This is a genomic window from Lysinibacillus sphaericus (genome assembly GCF_015844675.1).
GTDB lineage: Bacteria > Bacillota > Bacilli > Bacillales_A > Planococcaceae > Lysinibacillus > Lysinibacillus sphaericus_E.
In genome coordinates, this window is the sequence record NZ_LDGC01000051.1 from 83,328 (window position 1) to 108,840 (window position 25,513).

At 36.6% G+C, this 25,513-nt stretch carries 23 protein-coding genes, 1 pseudogene and 1 riboswitch; of the genes and pseudogenes, 14 read left to right on the plus strand and 10 right to left on the minus strand.

The annotated features are described in order from the left end of the window. Positions 1 to 2: 2 nt before the first annotated feature. Positions 3 to 1,175, minus strand: a complete 1,173-nt coding sequence (locus ABE34_RS13395) for a multidrug effflux MFS transporter (protein ID WP_197143055.1) — start codon at positions 1,173 to 1,175, stop codon at positions 3 to 5. A gap of 429 nt (positions 1,176 to 1,604) precedes the next feature. Between ABE34_RS13395 and ABE34_RS13400 the strand changes: the two genes are divergently transcribed. From ABE34_RS13400 to ABE34_RS13410, 3 genes are all read left to right on the plus strand, one after another. Then, positions 1,605 to 2,468, plus strand: a complete 864-nt coding sequence (locus tag ABE34_RS13400) for a GNAT family N-acetyltransferase (protein ID WP_197143056.1) — start codon at positions 1,605 to 1,607, stop codon at positions 2,466 to 2,468. A gap of 105 nt (positions 2,469 to 2,573) precedes the next feature. Further along, positions 2,574 to 3,104, plus strand: a complete 531-nt coding sequence (locus ABE34_RS13405) for a GNAT family N-acetyltransferase (protein WP_197143057.1) — start codon at positions 2,574 to 2,576, stop codon at positions 3,102 to 3,104. A 292-nt stretch (positions 3,105 to 3,396) separates the two neighbouring features. Next, complete coding sequence (locus tag ABE34_RS13410; protein WP_197143058.1) at positions 3,397 to 3,606, plus strand: hypothetical protein; 210 nt, start codon at positions 3,397 to 3,399, stop codon at positions 3,604 to 3,606. A gap of 129 nt (positions 3,607 to 3,735) precedes the next feature. On the opposite strand, the gene ABE34_RS13415 is transcribed toward ABE34_RS13410, so the two are convergent. Then, positions 3,736 to 4,095 carry a hypothetical protein gene (locus ABE34_RS13415; RefSeq protein WP_197143059.1) on the minus strand — a complete coding sequence of 120 codons (360 nt, stop codon included), beginning with the start codon at positions 4,093 to 4,095 and terminating at the stop codon, positions 3,736 to 3,738. A gap of 550 nt (positions 4,096 to 4,645) precedes the next feature. Here ABE34_RS13415 and ABE34_RS13420 point away from each other — a divergent pair. Continuing rightward, a complete protein-coding gene (locus tag ABE34_RS13420; RefSeq protein WP_197143060.1) occupies positions 4,646 to 5,422 on the plus strand; it encodes a class I SAM-dependent methyltransferase in 777 nt (258 codons plus the stop codon). Positions 5,423 to 5,532: 110 nt separating this feature from the next. On the opposite strand, the gene ABE34_RS13425 is transcribed toward ABE34_RS13420, so the two are convergent. Then, the gene (locus ABE34_RS13425) at positions 5,533 to 5,931 is read right to left on the minus strand and encodes a glucosamine 6-phosphate synthetase (RefSeq protein WP_197143061.1); all 399 of its coding nucleotides are present in this window, start codon (positions 5,929 to 5,931) and stop codon (positions 5,533 to 5,535) included. Positions 5,932 to 6,207: 276 nt separating this feature from the next. Here ABE34_RS13425 and ABE34_RS13430 point away from each other — a divergent pair. Next, positions 6,208 to 6,682 (plus strand): annotated as a pseudogene (locus ABE34_RS13430) (phosphatase PAP2 family protein). 221 nt (positions 6,683 to 6,903) lie between these two features. Here the strand turns inward: ABE34_RS13430 and ABE34_RS13435 are convergent. Genes ABE34_RS13435 through tenI form a run of 5 tightly spaced genes read right to left on the minus strand, consistent with a single transcriptional unit; the run spans position 6,904 to position 10,656 of the window. Then, a complete protein-coding gene (locus tag ABE34_RS13435; RefSeq protein ID WP_197143062.1) occupies positions 6,904 to 7,923 on the minus strand; it encodes a MoeB/ThiF family adenylyltransferase in 1,020 nt (339 codons plus the stop codon). Further along, positions 7,920 to 8,687: a thiazole synthase gene (locus ABE34_RS13440; protein ID WP_197143063.1), complete on the minus strand. Its 768-nt coding sequence runs from the start codon at positions 8,685 to 8,687 to the stop codon at positions 7,920 to 7,922. The genes ABE34_RS13435 and ABE34_RS13440 overlap by 4 nt, the downstream gene beginning before the upstream one ends. Before the next feature lie 2 nt (positions 8,688 to 8,689). Beyond that, positions 8,690 to 8,887: a sulfur carrier protein ThiS gene (gene thiS, locus ABE34_RS13445; RefSeq protein WP_346655562.1), complete on the minus strand. Its 198-nt coding sequence runs from the start codon at positions 8,885 to 8,887 to the stop codon at positions 8,690 to 8,692. 17 nt (positions 8,888 to 8,904) lie between these two features. Further along, positions 8,905 to 10,035, minus strand: coding sequence for a glycine oxidase ThiO (thiO, locus tag ABE34_RS13450; protein WP_197143065.1), 1,131 nt, complete (start codon positions 10,033 to 10,035; stop codon positions 8,905 to 8,907). Next, the gene (gene tenI / locus ABE34_RS13455; RefSeq protein WP_346655563.1) at positions 10,036 to 10,656 is read right to left on the minus strand and encodes a thiazole tautomerase TenI; all 621 of its coding nucleotides are present in this window, start codon (positions 10,654 to 10,656) and stop codon (positions 10,036 to 10,038) included. A 98-nt stretch (positions 10,657 to 10,754) separates the two neighbouring features. Then, positions 10,755 to 10,862: riboswitch (TPP riboswitch) on the minus strand. Between the two features lie 820 nt (positions 10,863 to 11,682). On the opposite strand from tenI, the gene ABE34_RS13465 reads away from it, so the two are divergent. From ABE34_RS13465 to ABE34_RS13500, 8 genes are all read left to right on the plus strand, one after another. Then, on the plus strand, positions 11,683 to 13,161 hold the full coding sequence (locus tag ABE34_RS13465) for an Lsa family ABC-F type ribosomal protection protein (RefSeq protein WP_197143066.1): 1,479 nt from the start codon (positions 11,683 to 11,685) through the stop codon (positions 13,159 to 13,161). Between the two features lie 331 nt (positions 13,162 to 13,492). Further along, positions 13,493 to 14,089 carry a hypothetical protein gene (locus ABE34_RS13470; RefSeq protein WP_197143067.1) on the plus strand — a complete coding sequence of 199 codons (597 nt, stop codon included), beginning with the start codon at positions 13,493 to 13,495 and terminating at the stop codon, positions 14,087 to 14,089. Between the two features lie 812 nt (positions 14,090 to 14,901). Next, on the plus strand, positions 14,902 to 16,725 hold the full coding sequence (locus ABE34_RS13475; protein WP_197143068.1) for an IucA/IucC family protein: 1,824 nt from the start codon (positions 14,902 to 14,904) through the stop codon (positions 16,723 to 16,725). Continuing rightward, the gene (locus ABE34_RS13480) at positions 16,697 to 18,451 is read left to right on the plus strand and encodes an IucA/IucC family protein (protein ID WP_197143069.1); all 1,755 of its coding nucleotides are present in this window, start codon (positions 16,697 to 16,699) and stop codon (positions 18,449 to 18,451) included. Before ABE34_RS13475 ends, ABE34_RS13480 begins: the two co-directional genes overlap by 29 nt. Next, a complete protein-coding gene (locus ABE34_RS13485; RefSeq protein WP_241747106.1) occupies positions 18,448 to 19,686 on the plus strand; it encodes an AMP-binding protein in 1,239 nt (412 codons plus the stop codon). Before ABE34_RS13480 ends, ABE34_RS13485 begins: the two co-directional genes overlap by 4 nt. Beyond that, the gene (gene asbD / locus ABE34_RS13490; protein ID WP_049666019.1) at positions 19,683 to 19,940 is read left to right on the plus strand and encodes a petrobactin biosynthesis protein AsbD; all 258 of its coding nucleotides are present in this window, start codon (positions 19,683 to 19,685) and stop codon (positions 19,938 to 19,940) included. The genes ABE34_RS13485 and asbD overlap by 4 nt, the downstream gene beginning before the upstream one ends. A 12-nt stretch (positions 19,941 to 19,952) precedes the next feature. Then, positions 19,953 to 20,927, plus strand: coding sequence for a DUF6005 family protein (locus tag ABE34_RS13495; protein ID WP_197143070.1), 975 nt, complete (start codon positions 19,953 to 19,955; stop codon positions 20,925 to 20,927). Beyond that, the gene (locus ABE34_RS13500) at positions 20,924 to 21,748 is read left to right on the plus strand and encodes a sugar phosphate isomerase/epimerase family protein (RefSeq protein ID WP_197143071.1); all 825 of its coding nucleotides are present in this window, start codon (positions 20,924 to 20,926) and stop codon (positions 21,746 to 21,748) included. The genes ABE34_RS13495 and ABE34_RS13500 overlap by 4 nt, the downstream gene beginning before the upstream one ends. Positions 21,749 to 21,926: 178 nt before the next feature. Here the strand turns inward: ABE34_RS13500 and ABE34_RS13505 are convergent, their stop codons facing one another. Both ABE34_RS13505 and ABE34_RS13510 read right to left on the minus strand, forming a co-directional pair. Beyond that, positions 21,927 to 22,457, minus strand: coding sequence for a hypothetical protein (locus ABE34_RS13505; RefSeq protein ID WP_197143072.1), 531 nt, complete (start codon positions 22,455 to 22,457; stop codon positions 21,927 to 21,929). A gap of 489 nt (positions 22,458 to 22,946) precedes the next feature. Continuing rightward, the gene (locus ABE34_RS13510) at positions 22,947 to 23,474 is read right to left on the minus strand and encodes a hypothetical protein (RefSeq protein WP_197143073.1); all 528 of its coding nucleotides are present in this window, start codon (positions 23,472 to 23,474) and stop codon (positions 22,947 to 22,949) included. A 784-nt stretch (positions 23,475 to 24,258) separates the two neighbouring features. Between ABE34_RS13510 and ABE34_RS13520 the strand changes: the two genes are divergently transcribed. After that, positions 24,259 to 25,218, plus strand: coding sequence for a hypothetical protein (locus ABE34_RS13520; protein WP_197143075.1), 960 nt, complete (start codon positions 24,259 to 24,261; stop codon positions 25,216 to 25,218). Positions 25,219 to 25,513 lie beyond the last annotated feature (295 nt).

Below are 25,513 nucleotides of genomic sequence, written 5' to 3' on the forward strand. Positions count from 1 at the left end.
GTTTAATCAATAAATTTTCTTCCGAATATGAACAGAATCATCGTTAGGATGAAGAAATATAGTGGCATAATTATCAAAGAACCAGTATGCAGGAAACTCATACCTGAAGTTATGCAGCTTACAAGTAAGTAATAGCCTAAGCTGAAAATAGCGCCAGCTGTCCCGATAACGTCCTGAAAGTTGACAAGCGCAAGGCTTAAGCAATTAGGTAGAGCAATTCCTGAACCTAATAATGTAATAAAAATGGTCACTAACATGCCTATTAGTAAGACGATAGTAGGCAATGGTAATGTACTTATGATTAGTAGTAATAAAGCCCCGACAGTCATGACCAAACAACCGAGATGAATAACTTTTGCTGGCTGATATTTGTTGACTAGTCGTTTAGAAATCATGGCACCGATAATAGAGGCAAGAGCCACAATTATACCAAGAAATCCATAAAGTCCAGGGGATAAATTGAAATGGTCAATAAAGATAAAAGGAGCTTCAGCATAGTAACTGAATAACACGCCGTTTATCCCACCAATTAGCAACCCAAAGACAAGAACCCGTGGAGATGAAATCATTCTTTTTACAACTGGGAAAATAGCCGTTCTTTTTCTCGTTGATTTATCTGTTGTTTCAGGGAGTCTGAAATAAGCATAGATAAACAACAAAATACTCATCGCAACGAGTACAAAGAAAACAGCTCTAAAACCAAGTGCTTGATCGACCCAACCACCAATCAGCGGCCCTACTGCAGGAGTAAACGCAATGACTGCAGAAATTTGCGCAAACATCGCATGTCTTTTACTGCCGGATACACTTTCTCGCAAAATAGTTTGCGTAATAATGGAGCCTGTCGCTGCCCCAAAAGCTTGAATAAATCTACTTACTAATAGAAATGTGATCGTTTCTCCGTAAAAACACATGAAACTTCCAATACCATAGAAAATTAAACCGCCTAGCATAGCCGGTCTTCGTCCAATAAAATCAGAAAGCCATCCCCAACAAAAGACACCGATAGCAAACCCTATAAAATAAATACTTAAAGTTAACTGTACAGAGCGATTTGAAGCATTTAATGCATCAGAAATATCAGGTAGAGATGGTGTATAGATTGTCTCGCTAATCTGTGGAAAAGCTACAAGAACAATCATTAATAATAAAGATGGTGCTACATGTTTTTTCAACTTATTGCCCTCCTACAAGCAAAATCTACTTCTTTAGAAAAGAGTAGACGTAGCTAGGGAAACGGCGGGACCATTATAAGTATTCGTTCATAAGATGTCATTTTCAATCACCTATATATGTTAAAAGTAGGAGTGCATAGTCTAGCTTCTATTATATATATTTTTGTTCTTTTTAAAAGGCATATATAGAAATATTTTCAATATTTAGGTTCGTTACTATAACACGTGGTTGATTTCCGTATCGGCTGGACGCTTGGTCGTTGCTGTCACTACGCTTTCGCACAGAATAAAGCTTCCTGGCTTTTTCAAATTACAACGTTTAAAAATGTCATTCAATGATGAATCTAAAATTTTAAAAAATTTAAACTTGTGCATAAAAGGGTATACATATAAAATAGAAACAAACGTTCTGGAATGGGAGAGGGAAAAATGACTACATTTAATCAATTACAGTTAGTAGTATTCGAAGAAAATGATATTCCAGGATTAATTGCCCTATCTGACTCTGTTGGGTGGGATTACGATGAATTTGAAATTAGAACAGTGATGAAGTCTGGTGAAATATTTGGGCATAAAAATGATAAGGGGGAAATTGTTTCAAGTGCGGCCATTATCACTTATGATTCAAATGTAGCTTCTATAGGCATGGTTATTGTGCATGAAAATTACAGAGGGCTTGGTCTTGGGAAATTAGCTACTCAAAAATGTATAGAAAGTGTTTCAGCACAAACGGCAATTATGCTCGTCGCAACGGAAGAGGGTGAACCGTTATATAAGAAAATGGGTTTTGCCACTGTTGATTATGTACATAAATATCTGAATAACAACTATTTCAATGACAAAAACCTAGCTTCTAACGAGTATACGATTGAAGATTTTAATGAGCAAAATTTTGCCGATATTGTCAGCTTAGATGCAGCAGCCTTTGGCGTTAAAAGAAGTAATTTTCTACAGAATAGAATAAAACAATCGAAGCAAAGTATCGTTATGAAAGATTCTCATGGGAAAATTATAGGCTTTGGATTGTCCATTTTAGGACCACTCAATTTAATTTTAGGCCCTATTATTGCGCCTGATTCTCTAACAGCTTGTTTCATCATTAATACTTTAGCGAAGGATCATAATGGAAAATTAAGAATTGATGTACCATCCGGTCATGCTGAATTTATTAAAAGGTTAGAGCAAAGTGGTTTTACAGAAGCAAATAAACCTCCAGTGATGATTCTGCATGCTGAAAAAATGCCGACTAGAAATGATACACTATTTGCTATAGCTGCACAAATTTTTGGATAAAACATATAAACAAAGTGAGCACACGTTTTATTGGGTGTGCTTTTTTGTATTAAAGGATTTTAACGCAAGTGTGGAGAATAAATGTAATTAAAGGGGGAGAAGTTTGTGTTTCCAATTTTAGAGACCGAAAGACTTATTTTAAGAGAGCTGACGCAGGATGATGCGCAAAGCCTTTTCAATTGCTTTTCTAATGAAGAAGTTACCCGCTATTACGGACAAGAACCATTTATAGAATTACAACAAGCAGAAGATTTAGTGGACTTATTTTCAAATAACTTTGCTGCAAAAAGGGGAATACGATGGGGCATTGAAAGAAAAGGAGAAAAGGGTATAATCGGGACAATTGGTTTTCATGCATGGTCGCCTATACATAGACGAGCAGAAATCGGTTATGAAATTCATCCTGATTATTGGCGAAAAGGATATACACAAGAAGCGGTTACCAAAATTGTGTCGTATGGCTTTCAAAATATGGGGTTGTCTCGTATAGGTGCTGTTGTATTTATTGAAAATGAAGCCTCGAATAAGCTGCTAACTAAAATAGGCTTTCAAAAGGAAGGAATTCTTAGAGATTATATGTATCAAAACGGGCTGGCACACGATACATTTGTCTATTCCATTTTAAACAATGTATAAGTAATCACTTCTTCTACCTCGAAATTCGGCTAAAGCGAAGAAGTCCCGTAAAAGCCTGATTCGTTCAATTAAAAAAAGTGGAGAATGAGGAAAACCCTGCTGGTAAAAGTGTCACTTTATTAATAATAAATCTTTTAACCTATGAAAATATACTTTCATTATTGATATGCATTTTATTGGATAATAAATGATGACTAAGATGTAGTTTTGTGCTTGCTTTTTTCGGTTATAGTGCTAATAAAGGCATCGTGTTATTAGTAGTGAAAAAGTAACAGTAAGGGGCTTTGATAGAATGGAGATACAATATAGCACAGCTTATTTTGAAAAGTTGGATTTACTTGAAATTCTATATGCAGGGCAGGCAGCGCTAAAAGAAGCGTTACCCACACATAATGTCAGTAAAAGTCATTTGGAACGCTTTGAACAAATAGAAGCAGCCATTGCTAAGCTAAATAAGGAAATTCGAATACTTGAGCTAAACATTATCCAGTCCGTAAAATAAACAAAAAAACTCATGCGAAAAGTAATGAATTGAACTGCGCCCCAACTGTTAGACACATCTAACAATTGGGGCGCAGTTCAAATTGCATGAGTTTTTTGTTGGGCTTTAATTTAGATGATTGTTTTAATCTTAAACTTTTTCTAAATCTAGTGTGAATGCTACTAAAAATACCATAGCAACGTTTATTACAAGGGAAACAATATTTAAAAAATCAGTTGTCGGCATGATTACAATAATCAATGATGATACAGCAACAAATAAGGGGATTATTTTAGTGATCTTTGAGACTAGTTGTAGCTTGTGATAATGTCTAAATATGAAATAAATACCTATTAAGATTGGTGTTGTAAGCAATACTCCTAAATATCCCCATGCATCTTCAATAAACCAAGGGAAGATGCGCATACGCGAAGTGAAAATAAAAAGATTTAGAATGATAGTTCCTATTAATAGGCTGTTTATAATAATGATTTTCTTGTTTTTCTTCATTTTGATTACTCCTTTAAAATTAAATTATATATTCGTTATTTCATAAATTTTCCTCTTAAATATTAATACCAATCATCATCATCGTTAGATATACTCCAATTTCTCGCAAACTTAATCCAAACTAGTTTCCCCCTAATGTTTTTTGAAGTATTCATACCTTTGAGCTAGTGCTGCGTTGGTCCGTTCAAAGGATTTTCTATAGAAATCCATTACAATTTTTTCATATTAAATGACTCATTTTTACGAATATCATTCACTTGTGGTGTAATATTACATTTTTAGTAACCCTTTGTAAATAGATTTATTCTGGTGAATATTAACATGTTATAGTATTTGTTTATGTCTAGAGGGGGGACTTGCACTGAATGTCGTTTTTGAAGAAAGTAAGAAAACACATGATAGTGATTTTAATCAATGGTCATTTTGATAACGATAACTTATGGTGATTTATAATTAGTATTGATTTTACTTATGTATCTAAAGGGTGTAAAATTGTATTAGCAAGAATATCCAGAGAGATTGGTATTAAAAACAGAAAAGAGTGATGAAGATGGGAATTGATTTTCATAATAAGGACAATCAAACTACTTATACAACTCGGCATGCTGACCATTCATGGATTGAAACAATGAGAGAACTTGTCCCTATAACGAGCATTAATAAGGCTGCAGATATTGGCTGTGGCGGAGGGATTTACGCTAAAGCATTAGCCGATATGGGCGTAACTTCTGTAATCGGTGTGGATTTTTCACATGCTATGCTCGTTGGAGCGACAGAAAATTGTAAACAATATCATCATATAACTTTCAAGCAAGGAAATGCTTTGGCAACAGGATTAGATGATGACAGCTTTCAATTAGTACTGGAACGAGCGTTAATACATCATATCCAAGATGTAAAGGCTTGTTTTCAAGAGGCATATAGAATTTTGGGGGATGAAGGGGTCTACATTATCCAAGATCGGACACCTGAAGATTGTCTTCTTAAGGGAGATGACTGCCATATTAGAGGCTATTTCTTTGAACGTTTTCCAAAATTAAAGGTACAAGAAATTAAACGGAGACATAGTAGTGAGCTAGTCGTTGAGACCCTTAAGGAAATTGGTTTTAACGAGATTACAGAAGTAAAGTTATGGGAAACAAGAAATGTGTATGAACAGAAAGAGCAATTGTTAAACGATTTACGGGCAAGAACAGGTAGAAGTATTTTACACGAATTAGACGATGAAGAATTAAATGATTTAGTGAACTACATTGATCAGACTATTACAACTGAGAGTTCTATAGTGGAAAAGGATAGATGGACCATTTGGAAAGCTGTGAAATGATCATAAAAAAGGGTTCTTTCTGATGAACTATCCGACGGTAAAGTACAGCTATCCATCGATTCGATAAAAAGAAGCTCTCGTTCGTTTTTCAAACGAGAGCTTATATCTTTTTATTCGCCAACTAATGCGAGCATGAATTTGTCTCGATCCGCTTCCTCCTGCATTTTATTCTCGACGAGCATTGCACCGTATCTCACATTTGTCATATCCCGATCAACTAAAAATTGAACATTTACTTTTGCAGGTTTTTTATTGACAGGACAATCTCCTTTAAATTCTACAACGTCCTGTCCTTTTTGAGTTTCAAAATATACCCAATATGGATTTTTACAAGCGTTGGCAAAGCCAGATTCTAACGTCTTATTACTATTTTCGAATGAATAGTTTTTAACATATGTAATATATTCATTATCTGTAATGTCCTTTTGTGGACCGTAAAAATACCAGAATACCCCTAAAATCCCGATTGGCACAATCCACAGAATGTTCCTTTTGCTTAATTTCCCCATATTTGAAAGCCCCCTTTATGAGAATATTTTATCATCTTTATACTGATTTTTGCTAGCTTACAATAATATTTTCTAGCCTGAGAATTATTGTTGTAGATTTCGTCGTTTTGTTTGTTGTTTATTGATTTATGGGAAACTATGACTATGAGGCTAATAATGACGTCATTTATGAGGTATGTAGGTATTCAACTGGGATTATGATTTTTGAGCATTGATCACCTGAAAGACAGTACATGACAAAATGAACGCCAAGAAATTAAATGCAAGATTTACTAAATGAATTATGGATTATTTCAATGGATTAATGATATAGCGGGGCGCTATCCTTTTCTGGACAAGGGATGATTTTCATCACCGATAACGTTCCTTATGTCGTAATCGTATTTATTTTATATTTATGGTTTACTGCAAACAAAGAAAAAAGGGTAGAAAAACATATACTGCTATATACATTGTCTTTACATGTTTACTTGGATTGGGTTTAAACGCCATTCATTTGGTCTACTATCATCCACGACCATTTATCACATATAGTGGTCATCAATTAGTACCACATTTAGTAGGTATTTCCCGTCTCTATGTCGGCGTTCATTATCCCGCTGACGTGATTGGCGGAGCCCTTCTGTCATTTGGGGCAAGCTTAGTCATTATTAAGTCTTCTAAAAAATTGGAGCCGGACGTACAAATCCTATTCAATATTTATAATAGACTAACGAAACGAATCCCGTTCTTAGCGAAATTCGGCCATTAGATTACATCGGGGACATTAACAACACAAAGAGTCACATTTTTATGTGGCTCTTTGTTTTGTTAAGAAAGAATATTTTAAATAAATTCGAACTCTTTTTCGGAGGGAAGAGATTAGAACTTGGGAAAATTGTTAAATGCTTGGAATAACAAGTTGAACAGGTGCTTTAAAAGTATTTAAGGCATAAACGAACGAAACATACTAAGATTAGTATGTTTAAATTTTTATCCTAAATATCGATGATACAATGTTTTCGCTTCCGCAATATCTTTTGTTCCATGGACTAAAACCCGCCCGTCTTTAAAAATTACTAAACGGTGATCATCGACACGATAAGATAACAGATAAGGGTTTCGTTGAACATTTCCGCCTTGCTGCAAAAAGACTTTTTCCAGTTCGGCTAAATCACGTTTTTCTTTCGCGGAAGGCCGGATTTGAACAGAATCCCTTCCACATAGAACAGCTGTTTTTGTTTGATTTTCAAAGGATAGGTGGGGATATGTCCGATTGTTCCCGCACGATGGGCAATCATCTTTTTTCATCTTATCCACTTTTATCGCACTATATTGGTTTTTCCAAAGATCAAAGGATATTAACTTATTCCGTAATGATGCTGTATCATCCACTAATATTTTTAAAGCTTCACTTATCTGATGGGCAGTAACCATTTGCACGGCAGGTCCGATGATTCCCGCGGTATCGCACGTTAAACCTCCGATTGGGACTGTTTCCAACAAACATGAAAGACAAGGGTTTTTTTCAGGAATGATCGTATATGTAATGCCATAGCTCCCCACACAAGCGCCATAGATCCAAGGTACTGAGTATTTTTGCGAGACATCATTCATCATCATTCTTGTTTCAAAGTTATCGGTCGCATCAATCATGAGATCGGCCTGTTTTGCCCATTCTTCCAGCTCAAACACTGACGCATCCGCTACTATTGCTTCGACCGTTACTGTTGAATTGATGGCCTCCAGGCGCTTTTTTGCTGCGATCGCTTTGGGCATCCGGTTTTTTGCATCATCTTCAGAGTATAGCTGTTGACGCTGCAGGTTTGACCATTCCACATAATCTCGGTCCACAATCGTCAGTTTACCTATTCCCGCGCGGACTAGTGCTTCAGCATTTGTTGTTCCCAGCGCTCCAGCTCCAACAATGAATGCATGTTTAGATGAAATTTTTTGCTGTCCGGATTCCCCAATTGGTGCAAATAATTCCTGTCGTGAATAGCGATTATTCACCCAATACTCATCCCTTCCAAAGGACTGCTCGCTGCGGCAGTACGTTTCTTCGGGATTCTACCAGCTTCAAAGCCAAGGCGTCCGGCTTCAATGGCAAGTTTCATAGCTTTTGCCATCTTGACAGGATCTTTTGCTGCAGATACAGCTGTGTTTAATAAAACTCCATCAGCACCCAGCTCCATTGCCATTGCTGCATCAGCAGGAGAGCCGATACCAGCATCGACAATAACTGGCACCGTTGCTTGTTCAATGATAAAACTCAAGTTAACCGGGTTAATGATTCCCCGTCCGGAACCAATCGGTGAGGCTCCTGGCATTACGGCATGACAGCCTAATTCCTGCAACTTTCTGGCTAAAACAACATCATCTGATGTGTACGGAAGAACAATAAACCCTTCCTTTATTAATTCTTCTGTTGCTGTTAACGTTTCAATAGGGTCAGGAAGCAATGTTTTGTCACATCCAATAACCTCTACTTTAATCATATCGCAAAGGCCGGATGCTTTTGCAAGCTTTGCAATGCGGACGGCCTCGACTGCGTTTTTGGCTCCTGCTGTATTTGGCAATAAAGTAAATTTTTTAGTATCAAGCTTTTCTAAAAAATTTGGCTGGTTCGCTTCAAAGATATTCATTCTCCGAACGGCAAATGTCAGGATTTCTGCCTCCGATTCAGCAACAGCCTGCTTTTGGATATCAAAATTAGGGTATTTTCCTGTTCCAAGTAGCAAACGGGATTGAAATGAATAAGGACCTATTTTTAACATAATTATCCGCCTCCAACAAAATGTACAATTTCAATGCGATCCCGGTCAGAGAGCCGGGTTTCCTGATGATCAACTTTGTTCAGAATCTCTCCATTTACCTCAATTACAACTACTTTATCTAGCAGTTTGTAATATTCGAGCAGATCCGAAACGTACACAATTTCCTCTGATAACTTCAATTTTTCTCCATTTAGTATCACTTCCAAGATCTGTCCTCCTAACGAATCAATATTTGAGATCGATCAATGCGAAACGCAGCAAGAAACTGCTCATTTTCCACTTGACCTGTAAGCAATTGGGCTGTGAGTTTGCCGGTAAGTGGGCTTAATAGAATTCCGTTTCGATAGTGTCCGGCAGCTACAAATAGCCCTTTAATATCAGGATGCTCGCCGATATAGGGAAAACCATCATCTGTCTGCGGCCTTAATCCTGCCCAGACCCGTTCCCAAGGGGCATCTTTCAGCTGGGGAATCAGCTTAACGGCTTGTTCAATCAAGGTAGAAATTCCACCAGCCGTTACTTGTTTATCAAACGTATTTTCCACGACAGTGGCCCCAATGTAAATTTCACCATTTCGCTTAGGAACAAAATAACAGCGTTTATCTGAAAAAATCGATCTGTGAACGATCGGCTTATTCGGCTTTACAGAAAAGCATTCTCCTTTTACAGGATAAACGGTTATGTTGATCCCTGTATTTTTCATTAAATTGGCAGCCCAGGCACCGGTAGCGACAACGACTTGTTCACAATAGACGGCTCCCGTTGATGTGTATACTCCTTTGACAACGCCATTTTTATAAATAAAAGAAAGGACCTCTGTATTTTCACGGATTTCTGTACCAAAATACTCTGCTGCTTTTGCGAAGGCAAGTGATAATTTTGCAGGCTGAACATGGGCATCATTTGGAAGGAACATAGCACCGGCAACAGTTGGTGCTAATGCAGGTTCCATTTCTCTTACTTGTGTTGCATCGAGCCATTGGATGCCGGAATCCCAGTTCTGCTGGAATAATACCTGACTTTTTACCTCTGAAGCTAATTCTTCCGTTTCCGCAATTTTTAACATGCCTTTATTCACAAATTCGATATCGATCCCCGTATATTCAAGTAATTCGTTGGTGATGGAGGGGAACATAGCCTGGCTTTTTAATGCCAATTGGAAAAATGGACCGTCGTGTTCCATTTCCGCTTGTGCTGCCAGCATACCTGCTGCTGCACTGGAGGCTTCGCAGGCCAAAGTTCCTTTTTCAAGAATGATGACTTTTTTTCCAAGTTTAGAAAGTTGATAGGCAATGGAAGAGCCATTAATTCCTCCTCCGATAATTGCAACATCAAATGTATTTTTCACTCAACACATCTCCATTTTAACTTCTTTTTGGTAGGCTTTTATTACAGCTAATGGATCATCGGCGTTTAATACGCCCGACATCATAGCAATACCGTCGGCCCCGCTGTTTATCACCTGTTTAGTATTTTCAGGAGCAATACCGCCGATAGCGATAACAGGAATATCCAGTGAACTAGTAAGCTTTATTAATTCCTCTAAACCCCTTGGTTCCAATCCTGTCTTTGATTGGGTAGAAAAAATATGACCATATATCACATAGTCGGCTCCCAAGCGTTGAACCTTTTTTCCTTCTTCAACTGAGTGGATGGAACAACCAACCGTCAATTGAGGAAAGTTGGTTTTAATCATAGATACATCCAAACTGTGATAGGCTAGTTGGACTCCTTTCACACCTGTAACAACGGCAACATCCACCCGGTCATTGATGATTATTTTGGATAACGGAACGCCAACTCGGGAAAGCATATTGACTGCTTCAAATAATTTTTTTGCGGTCATTTGTTTTTCACGCAAATGGATAGCGTCGGCATATGGATGGATGTCTGCTAAAATTTCACTTAGTTGTTCCATTGGCATTTTTCCATTAGAAATGAGATGAATTGCTTTTGATAATAAGTTAATAGGGGTCACCTCTTTAAGATTTATCCGCCTTCCAAATGTAGGATGCAAAAAAGCCACTTTCTTTTTGGTAAAGAAAGTGGCTGGAGATGAAAAGGACAAATTTCCGTATACCACTTCCCTACGCTGGTATTAACCAGGTCAGGTTCATAGAGTCCCGAAGTCACACTTCAATCTCAGCCTTTACAAAGGCACCCCTAGCGGATAAGTTATTTATATTCAATTAATTTTTAATACTAGCACTATTCACAAAAATGTCAACAATTAGTAGGTGCAAGTAGTATCAAATAGTCCTTGGATACGAAACATCTGTGGGTCAATATAAACAAATTTTTGCATGGATTAGCATTTTTTAAGTATCAAAGATAAAGGGTGAGGTGTTCTTTAGTAAGGTATAGTATTAAAGAGCTAAAGTGAATAGATTAATAGGAGTGCCATTTTGTGAAGTTTTATAAGAAATCGTCCGGTATTAATATGACCATTAGAAGTTAATTTGGCATTGATATTGATGCTGCTTGTGGTCAGTTGTATGGGTATTACCAAAAGGCAACAAACAGTAATTTGACATGAAAATGATGCTGAATTGTATTTCATAAAAAAATTTGGTAAAATAAAAATACAAATTATGAGAGGACTGATGAATGGACGATGATTAACTAAACTATATTTTTATTTGAAACGAACAACTTCAAACTTCAAATTACAAAATATAGGATTAGTCTGTCCATTTTTATAAATCAGTTTACGTTTTATTTGTCATGTTTCCTATGACAAAAAAGAACACTTATTTAATATAAGTGAAAGACTAATCCTTCCAATTACTAATTGGGAGGATTTTTTATGCTCTCATAAACAATCTAATCGATAAGGGGAGAGGGAAATGAGCGATTCAGATACAATTGTTACGCATGTAATGCTCCGTATAAGTCGTTAATATCCATCAAACTTTTACGGAGAAATTTAAAATGGATGGATATGCCGACTTTGTATAAAAAGTAAAAAGTATAGCTATACAAAGGAGGAATTATCATGTCAATGATACAAGTTCAAAATTTAACTTTTTCTTATCCAAGCAGCTTTGACAATATTTTTGAAAATGTAAGCTTTCAAATAGATACGGATTGGAAACTTGGGTTTATCGGTAGAAATGGACGAGGAAAAACAACATTCTTTCATTTATTATTAGGGAATTATGAGTATAGTGGGAAAATCAATTCTTCGGTCGAGTTTAATTATTTCCCTTATCCAGTTTCGGATAAAAACAAGTATACCCATGAAATCATGGAAGAAATTTGCCCCCAAGCAGAGGATTGGGAAATTCTTCGTGAAATATCCTATTTAGACGTTGATGCCGAGGTCATGTATCGACCTTTTAAAACATTGTCAAACGGAGAACAGACCAAGGTGTTGCTTGCTGCACTTTTTTTAACGGAGGGGCAGTTTTTATTAATTGATGAGCCAACCAACCATCTAGACACCGAAGCAAGAAAGATGGTCTCTGCATATTTAAGGAAGAAAAAAGGGTTTATATTAATTTCACATGACCGAAACTTTTTAGATGGCTGCGTTGACCATATTTTATCTATAAATAGGGCAAATATTGAAGTTCAAAGTGGTAACTATTCTTCTTGGAAGTTGAATTTTGATCGACAGCAAGAACATGAAGAGGCAACTAATGAGCGTCTACAAAAAGACATTGGGAGATTAAAACAGTCTTCAAAGCGTACTTCCGGTTGGTCTAATCAAGTGGAAGCTTCCAAAAATGGAACAACGAATTCAGGCTCTAAGTTAGACAAAGGTTTTGTAGGACATAAAGCAGCGAAGATGATGAAGAGAGCAAAAAACCTTGAATCAAGGCAACAAAAAGCTATTGAGGAAAAGTCAAAACTGCTAAAAAATGTGGAAAAAACCGAGTCATTAAAATTAGAGTCATTGACGTTTCATTCAAATGAATTGATTGTTTTGGCCGACGTGTCTGTTCAGTACGATAACCAAATAGTGAATAAGCCAATTAGCTTTAAACTTGAACAAGGTGACCGAATTGTGCTTGATGGAAAGAATGGAAGCGGGAAAAGTAGTATACTCAAACTCATTCAAGGAGATCCGATACAGCATACGGGCTCGATGTATGCAGGTTCAGGACTCATTATTTCCTACGTCCAACAAGATACTTCTCATTTGAAGGGAATGTTATCTGACTTTATTGAGGAGCATGGGATTGATGAAACGTTATTTAAATCCATTCTACGTAAGATGGACTTTGACCGAATTCAATTTGAGAAAGATATTTCTCATTATTCAGGTGGACAAAAGAAAAAGCTGCTTATCGCCAAAAGTTTATGTGAAAAAGCGCATATCTATATTTGGGATGAACCGTTAAATTTTATTGATATTTATTCACGCATGCAGATTGAAGAGCTTATTCTAAAATTTAATCCGACAATGGTGTTTGTTGAGCATGATCAAGCATTTCAACAAACAGTTGCAACAAAAACGATAACGCTGTAAAAAATGATTAAACAATTATATCCCGCTTTAACGGGCAGTAATACCTCCACCTCAAAATTCGGCAAAAGCAAAGAAGTTAGGTGAGAGATAAACTCACCGTAAAAGCCCGATTCGTTCAACTAATAATTAGTGGGGATGAAGAAAACCCCGCTAATTAAACCTTTTAAAGAAGAATCCATTGCGATCTAGTTTTTTTCAAAATGGATTCTTTTATTTATTGTAAAATATAGGGTTTAATTATATATGAAATAACAGAGATCTATGACCAAGTGTTGGTATTAGAAAAAACAATGTCCGTTAATTATTTGAAAAATGAAAGAAGGCATATCGCATGTCATTAGAAGATTTAGTGAATAGTATTTGCATAGAGGCTAAAAATAGAGATAGTAAAAGATTAGATGAATTACTAAATCAACTTTGTGAGTATGAGAATGTTAAAATACTTGATATTTACCCTTATCAAATAAAAAGTAATGAAAAGTTTAGTCAAGTAGAAGTATTCTTTGATAAATTGGAAAGTAAAGATTTTCAACAAAAAACTCAGGATTTTTATTCGTATTTCAAAAGCTTAGAAAAATTCGAGAAATTTTTTGAAATGATATGGTTAGGATCAACTGAATTTTATGCTTTCTATGATGTACCAGTAACTTTGTATAAAGATACAATGTATTATAAATTCTACGAGAAAGAATGGAATGAAATAATACAAAAAAATCGTGAAGAATCAAATTTAATCAACATTGATGAGTTTTCTATGTTAATTTCTCTCATTAAATTAGCTGTTTCGGATCATCTTGATGTATTCTTTATTATACCGGAGAAAAATATTGTATTTAGAGGGAATGGATTAGCATTTATCATTTATAGCGAAAATAATCTTGATCTATTTGAAAAGATAGCTAATACTGAGGGGCTCTATATACGTTGATACTTTGCCTATTTTGGCATCTATTCTATTAACTAAATGAAATTTAATAAAAAAACGTCAAATAATTTTTGCATGTGAAATTTTTTGACGTTTTCTAGTGTGATTTAGAGCTTCTTGATGCTAAGGATTATGATAAAAAGATGGGAAAATGGCAGATGGAGAACTTTCCATTATCCCGGCGAATTTGCATTAAGTACAGCAAGAAAACAGCTAAAAATCATTAATAGTTTATTGAAGCAGCAAGATGTTCAGATGGTCATTTCTGCGTGTGACTTTATCTCTATAAATATATATGTACATATTTATAATTTTTAACCCTTTCGTTGATAAGAAAGGGTTTTTGTATATTGCAATTACACGTGAAAGTTTATGGACATAAATCTTAGTAACGATGAAAACGAAGTAACGTCATAAAATTATCACATCAATAACTATGAACATTATTAACATACAGACCTTTTCCAAATCGTACGATTCTTTTTCTAGCTCTTTGTAATATTTTAGCGTCATACCGAGCCATATATTAATAAACTTGCACATGTCATACAAGAAACGACGTCTACTTCTACACTTTTACCTATTTCGATGGTTTATATTGCCATATAGGTCTTTAGACAGTTGAGTCATTTCCATCTTTCCTATAATATGTAACTGAAAGTGATAATCATTATCATTTGTTGTTAGCAACACATTTGTGCCCATTCGCTTCTTATCATCAGTCTTTCTAATTAGGGAGACTAATTTTTTTATCAGTGAGTGATAATTATTATCATTTGGGAAGGCGAAGGCTTTGTGAAAGGATGATTAATTACATGCAACAGATAGCTAAACAGATTGCAGAAAATGCAACGTTTCAGGCGTTTATGAATTGTTATATACGAGAGGTGAGTAGCGGACATTGGGTCAGAAAAGAAGAGTGGATAAAAGAACAGCGACTATCTATCTTGATTACAGAGGCACATATATTAGAGATTGAGTTGCCGATCCAAAACACACGTTTTGCATTTGGCATGGAATACAAATCTCTTGTTGGAAGACATTTATTTGGTGTTTCGTTGAAGTATTGTGCGAAACAAAAACAATGGCTTGTTGAAGATAAATTAACGATACTCATCACGCTTATTCAGGAACTACATTTAATGGCTAAGGCGGATGGATGTCTTGGACTTTCCTCCCATTTTGATGAACTCATTCTTCGTATAATAGAGAGCTATCAAACGATGGCCAATTATATTGAAAAGAGTTTGGAAGGTAAGAAACAAAATGGAGCTAACTGTACGTTTATTGAAGCTGAGCAGTCTAACTTACTTGGTCATTGGCTTCATCCGACACCTAAAAGCAGACAAGGGATGGCCGATTGGCAACAAACGAGTTTTGCGCCAGAGTTACAAGGTTCTTTCCAACTTCACTATTTTCGTGTCGACCGTAAAATTGTCAAAGAGTCCTCTGTATTAGAAAAAAGTGCGAGTGAACTTATTTCTCAGTCTTTAACAAAATCACAATCGGATTTTGTTATGTCAGAGAAGGATTGCCTCATTCCGATGCACCCGCTTCAAGCACAGTGGCTTTTACAACAACAATATGTAAAAGAAGCGATTGCCGAAGGATTGATAAAATACGAAGGTGCGCTTGGGGCATTTTATACAGCAACCTCTTCGATAAGAACGGTATATAGCTCAAATGAAGAAATGATGTATAAGTTTTCAATTCCTGTAAAAATAACAAATTCATTGAGGGTAAATAGAACGCATGAACTCAAAGCTGGAATTGTTATGGCTCGGTTAATGAATAAGATTGATTTCTTACAGAACCATCCATCTTTCCGGATGATTGATGATCCAGCCTATATGACTGTAGAGTTCCCAAATCAGACGGAATCAGGGTTTGAGGTTATTTTTCGCTCAAACGTATTTCCTAAAGGGCATGATGAAGGAATATGCATGATCGCTACTCTTGTGCAAGAGCCCTTGCCAAACGAAAAATCAAAACTGTGTCAGCTCATTATGAAAATCTCTCAATCAGAATTCCGCTCAATAGAGAGTGTAAGTTTAGCCTGGTTTAAAGACTATTGGACATGTGCTATTGAATCATTATTAAGATTATACGATGAACATGGGATTGCTCTTGAAGCACACCAGCAAAACAGTCTGTTAAACATTTCTTCTGGTTATCCCACTACTTATTATTATCGTGATAACCAAGGTTATTACTTATCAAAAACATATAAAGAAGTCCTTCTTTCAATAGAGCCTTCTTTACAAGAAACAGCTGAGCTATTTTACGAAGATGCCCTTATTCATGATAGATTTACATACTATTTGTTTATGAATCAATTGTTTCCCGTTATTTCCCGCTTTGGAGCAGATCAGCTCATTGATGAAAAAATTCTTTTGAAGTGGTCTATCGATCAACTGCAATTATTAGAAAAAGAATTTACAGGTTTCGGGAAGGCATTCATTCGTAACATTCTAAAACAAGAAGAGCTTGCGTTCAAGGCAAATTTATTAACAAGGTTTCATGATGTAGACGAACTAGAAGCCGAACTTGAACAAGCGGTATACACGAAAATTCCAAATCCGTTTGTTCTTCAGCATGAGGAGGCAGAATATGCAACAGCTACAGCCTTTAGCTTCTAAACAAGGAGAGCTACGTGTAAGGCGGCAGCTTGTAGAAGCAATGATTTTTGAAGGACTAATCAACTATGAAGAAACACGTTTAGATAAATGGACCTCAATTTTTACGCTTGTTGGACAGAAGTGCACCTATCGTTGTGAAGGCAGAAGAATGGCATTTGATCGCATCCGAATACAGGGAGATAGTATTTTTTGCATAGGGAAAGATGAAACGTTACTAGAAGCAAGTCTTGAGGACCTAGTAGATGAATTACTTTCGACTCGTAAAGACAAAGTTCGGTTACTGAAAGAACTTCATTTGACGAGTAAGCTATGTGAATGGAATGATCATCATCTCCAAATGCCGATGTCGAGAAGAAATTCGAGCTATGAGGAATTAGAATCAGAAATCATTGAAGGACATCCATATCATCCTTGTTTTAAATCCAGAACCGGTTTTACGATCGACGACCATAAAGACTATGGCCCTGAGGCAAAGCAATCTTTTACTCTTCAATGGGTTGCGGTAAGAAGAAGCTACGTTCGAATCACGGTTCTTGAAGAAGAAGAGAACTTTTGGAAAAAAGAGCTAGGGCATTTGCTGTGGGAAGACCTTCTTACAACGCTTGCGGTATTGGATAGAACATTTGAAGAGTATACGTTCTTACCGGTTCATCCTTGGCAATGGCATAACATGATGCATGAACTAGCTGGATTAATGGAGCAAAAAGATCTAATACCTCTAACTGTGAAAGGAGATGACTATAGGGCAACCCAATCAGTGCGAACATTATGGAATTTTTCAAATCCAAAAAAGGCGCAATTAAAATGCTCGATGAATATGGTGAATACCTCTTCATTACGAAAGTTACATGCTCATGCTGTTTGTGCCGCTCCTCATATTTCAGCATGGCTTAAACAGGTGATTCAATTAGACGACTATTTACATAAGGAAGCGTCTCTTATTGTACTGGAAGAATATGCAGGGATTATTTTTGAACCGAATGCAAAAAAACATAGCAGCAAACTAGAAGGTCAGCTTGGCTCCATATGGCGAGAAAGTGTGCGCTTGTATATGAAGGATGAAGAGGAAGCGGTACCGTTTACGGTATTAATGATGATGGAGTTAGATGGGCGTCCATTTATTGATGATTGGCTTTGCCGATATGGAACGGAGGAGTGGGTAAAACGCTTGATCGAAGTGAGTGTTATTCCTGTGTGGCACTTGCTTGTCGCTCACGGTATTGCTGTTGAGGCACATGCGCAAAATATGATTTTATTACATCGAAATGGGTGGCCAACTCGAGTTGTACTGAGGGATTTCCATGACAGTATCGAATATATGGAAGAATTTATTGCAGACAGAAGCCTCGTTCCAAACTTTGAAACGATACACGAACGTTTTAAAGATGCACCTGTCGATCAATATTATTGGATGTCTTCTGTAGAGGCTTTACGAGAGTTAGCGATGGATACACTATTCGTGTTTCATTTAAGTGAACTATCTTATTTGCTAGAAGAGCAGTATGGATTTGCAGAAACACGTTTTTGGAGTCTAGTTAAGAACGGAATACAGAAGCACTTTGAACGTTTTCCATCATTACGCTCTAGAAATGAACAGCTTCAGCATACTAGCACACCTATTTATGTTGAATCTTTGCTAACAAAGAAAGTTCAAAATAAAGAAGAAGGTAATTTTCGACATTTCGTCAACAATACGTTGGCGCAAGCGGATGAAAAGGGGAAATGATGATGTTTTATGTCAATGATCAATTGTATACAGTAGAAAATATCGATAAACAATTTGAACTATATGAAAGCTTACCTCATCTAAGGGAGTGTAACAATCGCAGACTAGCTATTTGTACGGATGATACTTTCCAATATATAGCTCTTTGTTTATACATTCGCGAAAAAGGTGGATCAGTTGTCCCAATCCATCCTGCGACGCCAAAAGAGGGATCTATACGGCTTGCTTCTTCAGCACGTAGTCATCTTTTGTTGTTCCAATCAATCGATTCTTTCATCGAATTATCAAATCATTCCAACAACCAAGAAGGCGTATTAGTTCAAATGAGCTCAGGTACAACGGGAACTCCTAAATGTATTGAACGAACGTGGAGTTCAGTGGAAGAAGAGATTGAAAGTTATGTGAAGACATTACCTGTCGATTCCTTAACAAATTCTATTGTTGCTTGTCCGGTCACTCATTCTTATGGATTCATTTGTGGTGTTTTGGCTTGCATAAGAAGGGGAGCAAAGCCGGTTATTATTACGAATAGTAACCCTAAATATATGTTGAAAATGCTAAAAGAATATCCTAACCACATACTTTATGGGGCTCCAGCGTTACTTTATACATTAAGTAGATTATTACCGATTGATCAACAATTTGATCGTGTGATGACGTCAGGAACTGTGATGCCGCATAGCTGGTTGACATCGTTAAGAGAGAAATCACGTCAAGTACTACAGCAGTATGGATGCTCTGAATCTGGGTGTATTGCAATTCACCCTAATGTAGAAGATCCGAAAGAAATGGGTTACCCCCTTCCTCATGTGAAGGTGACAGCTGGTAACAAACAAACACCGAGCGAAATTATCATTGAATCGTCTACACAAACGATTTATACGAAAGATCTTGGCTATATAGAAGATCATGTTCTTTCTTTTCTTGCAAGAATAGATGACACAATTAATGTAGCAGGCTTGAATGTGTATCCGCATGAAGTTGAAACCGTGTTAATGGATGACCCAAGAATAGTGGAAGCTGTCGTATATAAGAAACAAGACAACTTATCAGGAGAGCGAGTATGCGCACAATATGTGTCTAGTGAACCAATCGATAATATGGAACTTAGGGAATGGTGCCGGAAATTTCTCGCGCCACATCAAATTCCGATGGAGTTTGTGTTTGTTCATGAAATTGAAAAGCTGCCTAACGGAAAAGTAAGTAGAAAAAAACTTGGAGGCATACCAGTATGACGCGACAGCAATTGATCAAGAGCATCTATGATATTATGGAAAATTCATTAGAGTTGCAGACACTATCCTCTTTTAATGAAGATGCCCGATTAAATGAAGATTTGTATATGGATTCAATTATGGTCCTTCAACTGATTCTTCATATAGAGTTGGATCTTGGCATTTCCATTCCCGATGAGGTTCTCGTTCCGAAAGATTTCAAAACAGTAGGAACACTAGCAAGTTTTTTAGAAAAACAGCAAAAGGTAGAATAATCGGAGGCTAAAATGATAAAAGTTCATTGTTTTGTAAGCTGTGTTTGTGAGGTTATTAAGAAAACGAAAGGCGTCGATCATAGACCCTACTATTTTGGGGTATGGGACGCAGATTTTGATGTGCTCGATAACGGAGTGCTAGCATACCACTCTGATCAAATTGATCACCATTTCTTTCAAACATGGTATGAAATGCTCTATGGAATCAAGCTTTACAAATGGTATGACGAAAAGCAATCAAAACAAGAAAATACAAACAAACTGCTAAGGTTATTAGAGAATAAATCTCCACATCAACATGTGATGGTAATGCTGGATTTATCGATGCTTCCAGAGCGAGAGAATAAATTTCATCAACGTCCATTCCCTCATTATGTGATGCTAGAATCGACAGAAAATGAAGAAGAATGGTTTATGTATGACCCTGATTTTCGCTGGGAAGGGATTTTACCGAAGGAGAGAATTTTAGCTGCAATCCAAGAGCCAACTGTCGAAGGTGGCTATTACTTTGATGCAGAGACGATTATTGCGCCAACTACAGAGACCGTTGAAGCCTATTTTAATACATGTATAATGCTTCATTGTAATCCGTTGACAGATGCCATTACCGAAATTATGAAAGAGTATATTTCAGGAAAAGAAAAAGAAAATATGTCAAAACTTCCGACTGCATTAAAACAATTGCCGGTTATAGCGATTAGAAAGTATGCATATGAGCATGCCTTTGCATTTTTTTGGGAAGCACTTGGCCGCGAAGAGGAAGGCTTTGACACATGGTGTGATGACATTGAGCGTCTAGTGAATGGCTATACAACGATTCAGTATCGAGCGATGAAGCTTGCGATGACGCAAGATTTGTTAGTAGCGGAAGATATTTTTGTGAAGTTAGAAGAACAAAATCTTCTTGAGTTCAAGATTAAGCAAGGATTACAAGAATGTTTTGAAGCATGGTTAACATTACAGCACAAGAAAGAGGTTATTTTATGAAACTATCTATCTGTACAATCTCGTTTCGGCACCATCTCCACTCGATTGACCAATTAGCTCAATTTGCAAAAACGCAAGGTTTCCAAGGAATAGAGCTCTGGGGTGTTCATGCAAAGAACTTGGCAGATGAACTTCATTATGGAGCAGATTGGCTAAGCTCCTACGGTTTGGAAACGAGCATGCTTAGTGATTATTTGCCATTAGAAGCACCAGTATCTGAGATGATGGCTGAAACAGAGAGGTTATCTTCCCTTGCAAGGCGCTGGGGAACGAATAAGATTCGGACATTTGTAGGAAAAAAGGGCAGCTCAGACACGAGTACAAAAGAAAGGGAAGAACTTATTTTCAGACTTAAAATGCTCTGTGATTATCTTGAGTCAAAAGGACAATATTTGCTTGTTGAAACTCATCCGAACACATTGACAGATAATCTACCTTCAACAATGCAGTTACTCGAAGAAACGAATCACTCAAGCCTACGAGTGAACTTTGACGTTTTACATATATGGGAATCAGGGACGGACCCTATTGTCGCCATGAAGCAACTTCGTCCTTATATCTCACATTTTCACTTTAAAAATATTGCCTCACGTGCACAACTTGATGTTTTTGCTCCAAACAATGTTTATGCCGCAGCAGGGTCTAGAGAAGGGATGGTTCCATTATTTGAAGGTGCAGTTGATTATGGTGAATTCCTAGCAGAAGTAGATTCAAACATGAAGATAGATGCCTCACTGGAATGGTTTGGAGCCAATGTGAAGGGCGTATTAGCAAAAGATGTTCAGGAGGTTAAGAAGGCGTTGCAGTTGGTGCAAATATAGTATGTAAAGGCAATATATTCGTTTTCGTAAATAGCAAGAGGCAGAGAAATAAGTAAATATTTAAAGAAAAATCCAAGAATAGAAGAGTGCGAGAAATTAGGAAAAAGTGATGGGTCATACTGACTTTTATAAATTAAAAAAGGTCGATTTTCTTAAAGACAATCAACCCTTCGTATGATTAGTTTATTTTAATCAAATTGATTGAAGCAGCTACAAAAGCCCCTCCATCACAAGTACGGAAGCTTTGATTTACATTCCTTAATTGAACAGTTCCATCCGCTGGGATAAATATAATTGTTCCTCCAGAGATTGGTTGGCACTCACTTCTATCTGTTTCGCTGTTTAAAGAACCATATCTAGTTTGGTTAGGGTTGACTTCGGCATTATTAACGAATATTGCTGTAATTATTAACATGTTACCAGTTCCACCATCCGAATAATTTCCGTTCACATGGTAATTAATGTAATACACACCAGCCTGAGTAACCCTGATAGTCACTGTATCTGGGTCTAAAGTTATCCCAGCAGCTTGCCCCATACGATTCCAAGGCATAGGTTGATTAGTGGCAAGCGTTACAAAATCTGTTTGGAAAAAGTTTGCATATGTTGGTGGAGGTGCTGCTATAGGTATAGTACACATTTCTGTTGCTTTCATCACACCTGGTTTACAACGTTCACAAGAACAGCCTTCATTACATGGAATCCACAAAAATGTCCCTCCTAATACATTTTTTAATAATTTATGTACATTATATTCTTTTGCCTGTGTATGCGTTTATGCGAGGTGGAGGAAACATTATGTTATGACGCATCTAATTTTCATTTAAAGCGGGGTTTTCTCTTTTTTACGCCTCGCAAAGTAACGTAATTAAGGGAATGCTGAAAACATGAATCAATGGTCGACATGGAAGGTTTTAAACGTAGTTTCATAGATAACTATGGAAACACATTTAATTTAACTCGCCAAGTGTTACCCATTAATAATAAAACCCCCCTACAAGGATGAACTATTCTTTGTAGGGGATTTTTAGTATAGAGCGTTATTAGATTATGGAATGGGCTTTATAGGAATGCCTGAAGTTAATTAAGGTCAACACCTTAAAAAGACTTATACGGCTTCTTATGGGTTTATATAAGTAGGAGAAAGGAGTTTTTAAAAAAGTCGATTTTTCTTAAAGACAATCAACTTTTCGCATGATTAATTTATTTTAATCAAATTGATTGAAGCAGCTAAAAGCCCTCCGTCGCAAGTACGGAAACTTGGACTTACATTCCTTAACTGAACAGTTCCATCCGCTGGGATAAATATAATTGTTCCTCCTGAGATTGGTTCGCACTCACTTCTATCTGTTTCGTTGTTATCGGCACCGTATCTAGTTTGGATAGGGTTGACTTCGGCATCATTAACGAATATTGCTGTAGCTATTGTAGTGTTACCAGTCCCGCCTGACGAAAAATTTCCGCTCACATGATAATCAATGTAATACACACCTGCCTGAGTAACCCTGATAGTTACTGTATCGGGGTCTAAAGTTATCCCAGCAGTTTGCCCCATACGATTCCAAGGCATAGGCTGATTAGTGGCAAGTGTTACAAAGTCTGTTTGGAAAAAGTTTGCATATGTTGGTGGAGGTGCTGCTATAGGTACAGTACACATTTCTACTGCTCTCATCACACCTGGTTTACAACGTTCGCAAGAACAGCCTTCTTTACATGGAATCCACAAAAATGTCCCTCCTAATACATTTTTTAATAATTTATGTACATTATATTCTTTTGCCTGTGTATGCGTTTATGCTAGGTGGAGGAAATTTGACTATGCTGTCGAAAAGAGGGGTTAAAGTGCCTGAAGCGTCGTTTGGTAACCATTCTTTCCTTAACGTTGTAAATCCGTATCTTTCTGACGGGACCCTAGATAGCGTAACAATAGCGCCCCGGAAAAATAGGTGGGCGTTATTTGACGATTACATTCATAAAAATGCAAAAAAAGCCGCGTGAGATTTAATGTCTCACACGGCGCTTAGTCAGGTTATTAATAAAAATTTCATCCTCTGGAATAAGGATTGATGGTTGGATCTGTGCTTTATTGACATCATCATAAAAAACAATTAACACTTCAACTAGCAATTTATTTAATTTGATGTTATCCACCTTTACTGGATAATCAGCCTGTTGCAAAGAATAATTCAGAATTAAAACCAAAAATGGTGGATTCGTTGAAGAAAATGGTTAAGTCATTACGTGTGCTTTTGGCCCTTTTGCGGCTTTATGATGCTAAGAATATGATAAAAATATGGAAAAATGGCAGATGGACTTTCAGTAGAAAATTGAATAATATTGGAACGCCAATCTACGATGGTTTACTGCACAGAGATAAAATGTTTTCGGGAAATTACTCCAGATACCCCAAAATCTCCAGGTAATATTCAGATAGTCTTCACAGTAACTACAGATAACGCCTATACAATCAAGACTGTAAGACAAATTACTTTAAAAGGAGATTAAAAACTATGAAAAAGAGAAAGAAATTGGCTGCTACAACTTTAGGTGCTGTATTTGCGCTTTCAACTTTTGGAGCTGCGTTTGCTGCCGAAGTCCCAACCGAAATTATTGGAGGTAGTGAATTTGTGAAAGGGCAAGTTAGTAAACCATCTAACTTAGATGAGATTTCTAAAGAAAAAGTTCGAGAAATTTTTAACCAAGTAAAAGCAGGTATATTAACGAAAGAGGAAGCAATAAATCAACTTGATGAAGCTCTTAGAATGAAGGTAGTTAAAAAAATAGTAAGTATACAATCTAACTTAGATGAGATATCTAAAGAAAAAGTACAAGAAATTTTCAACCAAGTAGAAGCAGGTACATTAGCGAAAGAAGAAGCAACAATACAACTTGATGAAGCTCTTGGAATGAAGGGAGATAAAAAACTAGTAAGTAAACCAGCGAACTTAGATGAGATTTCTAAAGAAAAAGTACAAGAAATTTTCAACCAAGCAGAAGCAGGGACATTAACGAAAGAAGAAGCAACAGAACAACTTGATGAAGCTCTTGGAATGAAAGGAGACAAAAAACTAGTAAGTAAACCAGCAAACATAGATGAGATTTCAAAAGAAAAAGTACAAGAAATTTTCAATCCAGCAGAAGCAGGTACATTAACGAAAGAAGAAACAACAAAACAACTTGATGAAGCTCTTGGAATGAAGGGAGATAAAAAACTAGTAAGTAAACCAGCAAACTTAGATGAGATTTCAAAAGAAAAAGTACAAGAAATTTTCAACCAAGTAGAGGCAGGTACATTAACGATAGATGAAGCAATAAAACAACTTGATGAAGCTCTTGGAATGAAGGTAGATAAAAAAACAGTAAGTAAACCAACTAACTTAGATGAGATTTCAAAAGAAAAAGTACAAGAAATTTTCAGCCAAGCAGAAGCAGGTACATTAACGAAAGAAAAAGCAAAAAAAACAACTTGATGAAGCTCTTGGAATTAAGAGATAAAAGTAAAGTGAGTAGTTCAGTAAGCAAACAAGCGGTAAAAGAGAAGGAATAAGCTATTTAACTAGCACGAATAGGTACACTCGGGAGCAATATGCCAATTTGATGCAGATCAGAATAAGAAGTAAAAAAACAAACTTAAATAAAATACAGTAATATTTGTACTTGAGCTTTCTAAACATTCCTCTTCATAGAGGTTCATATAAACTCCCCCCAATGGAGAACATTTACTTTAGAAAAAACTACACTTCCAATAGCTGATGAAATGATCCT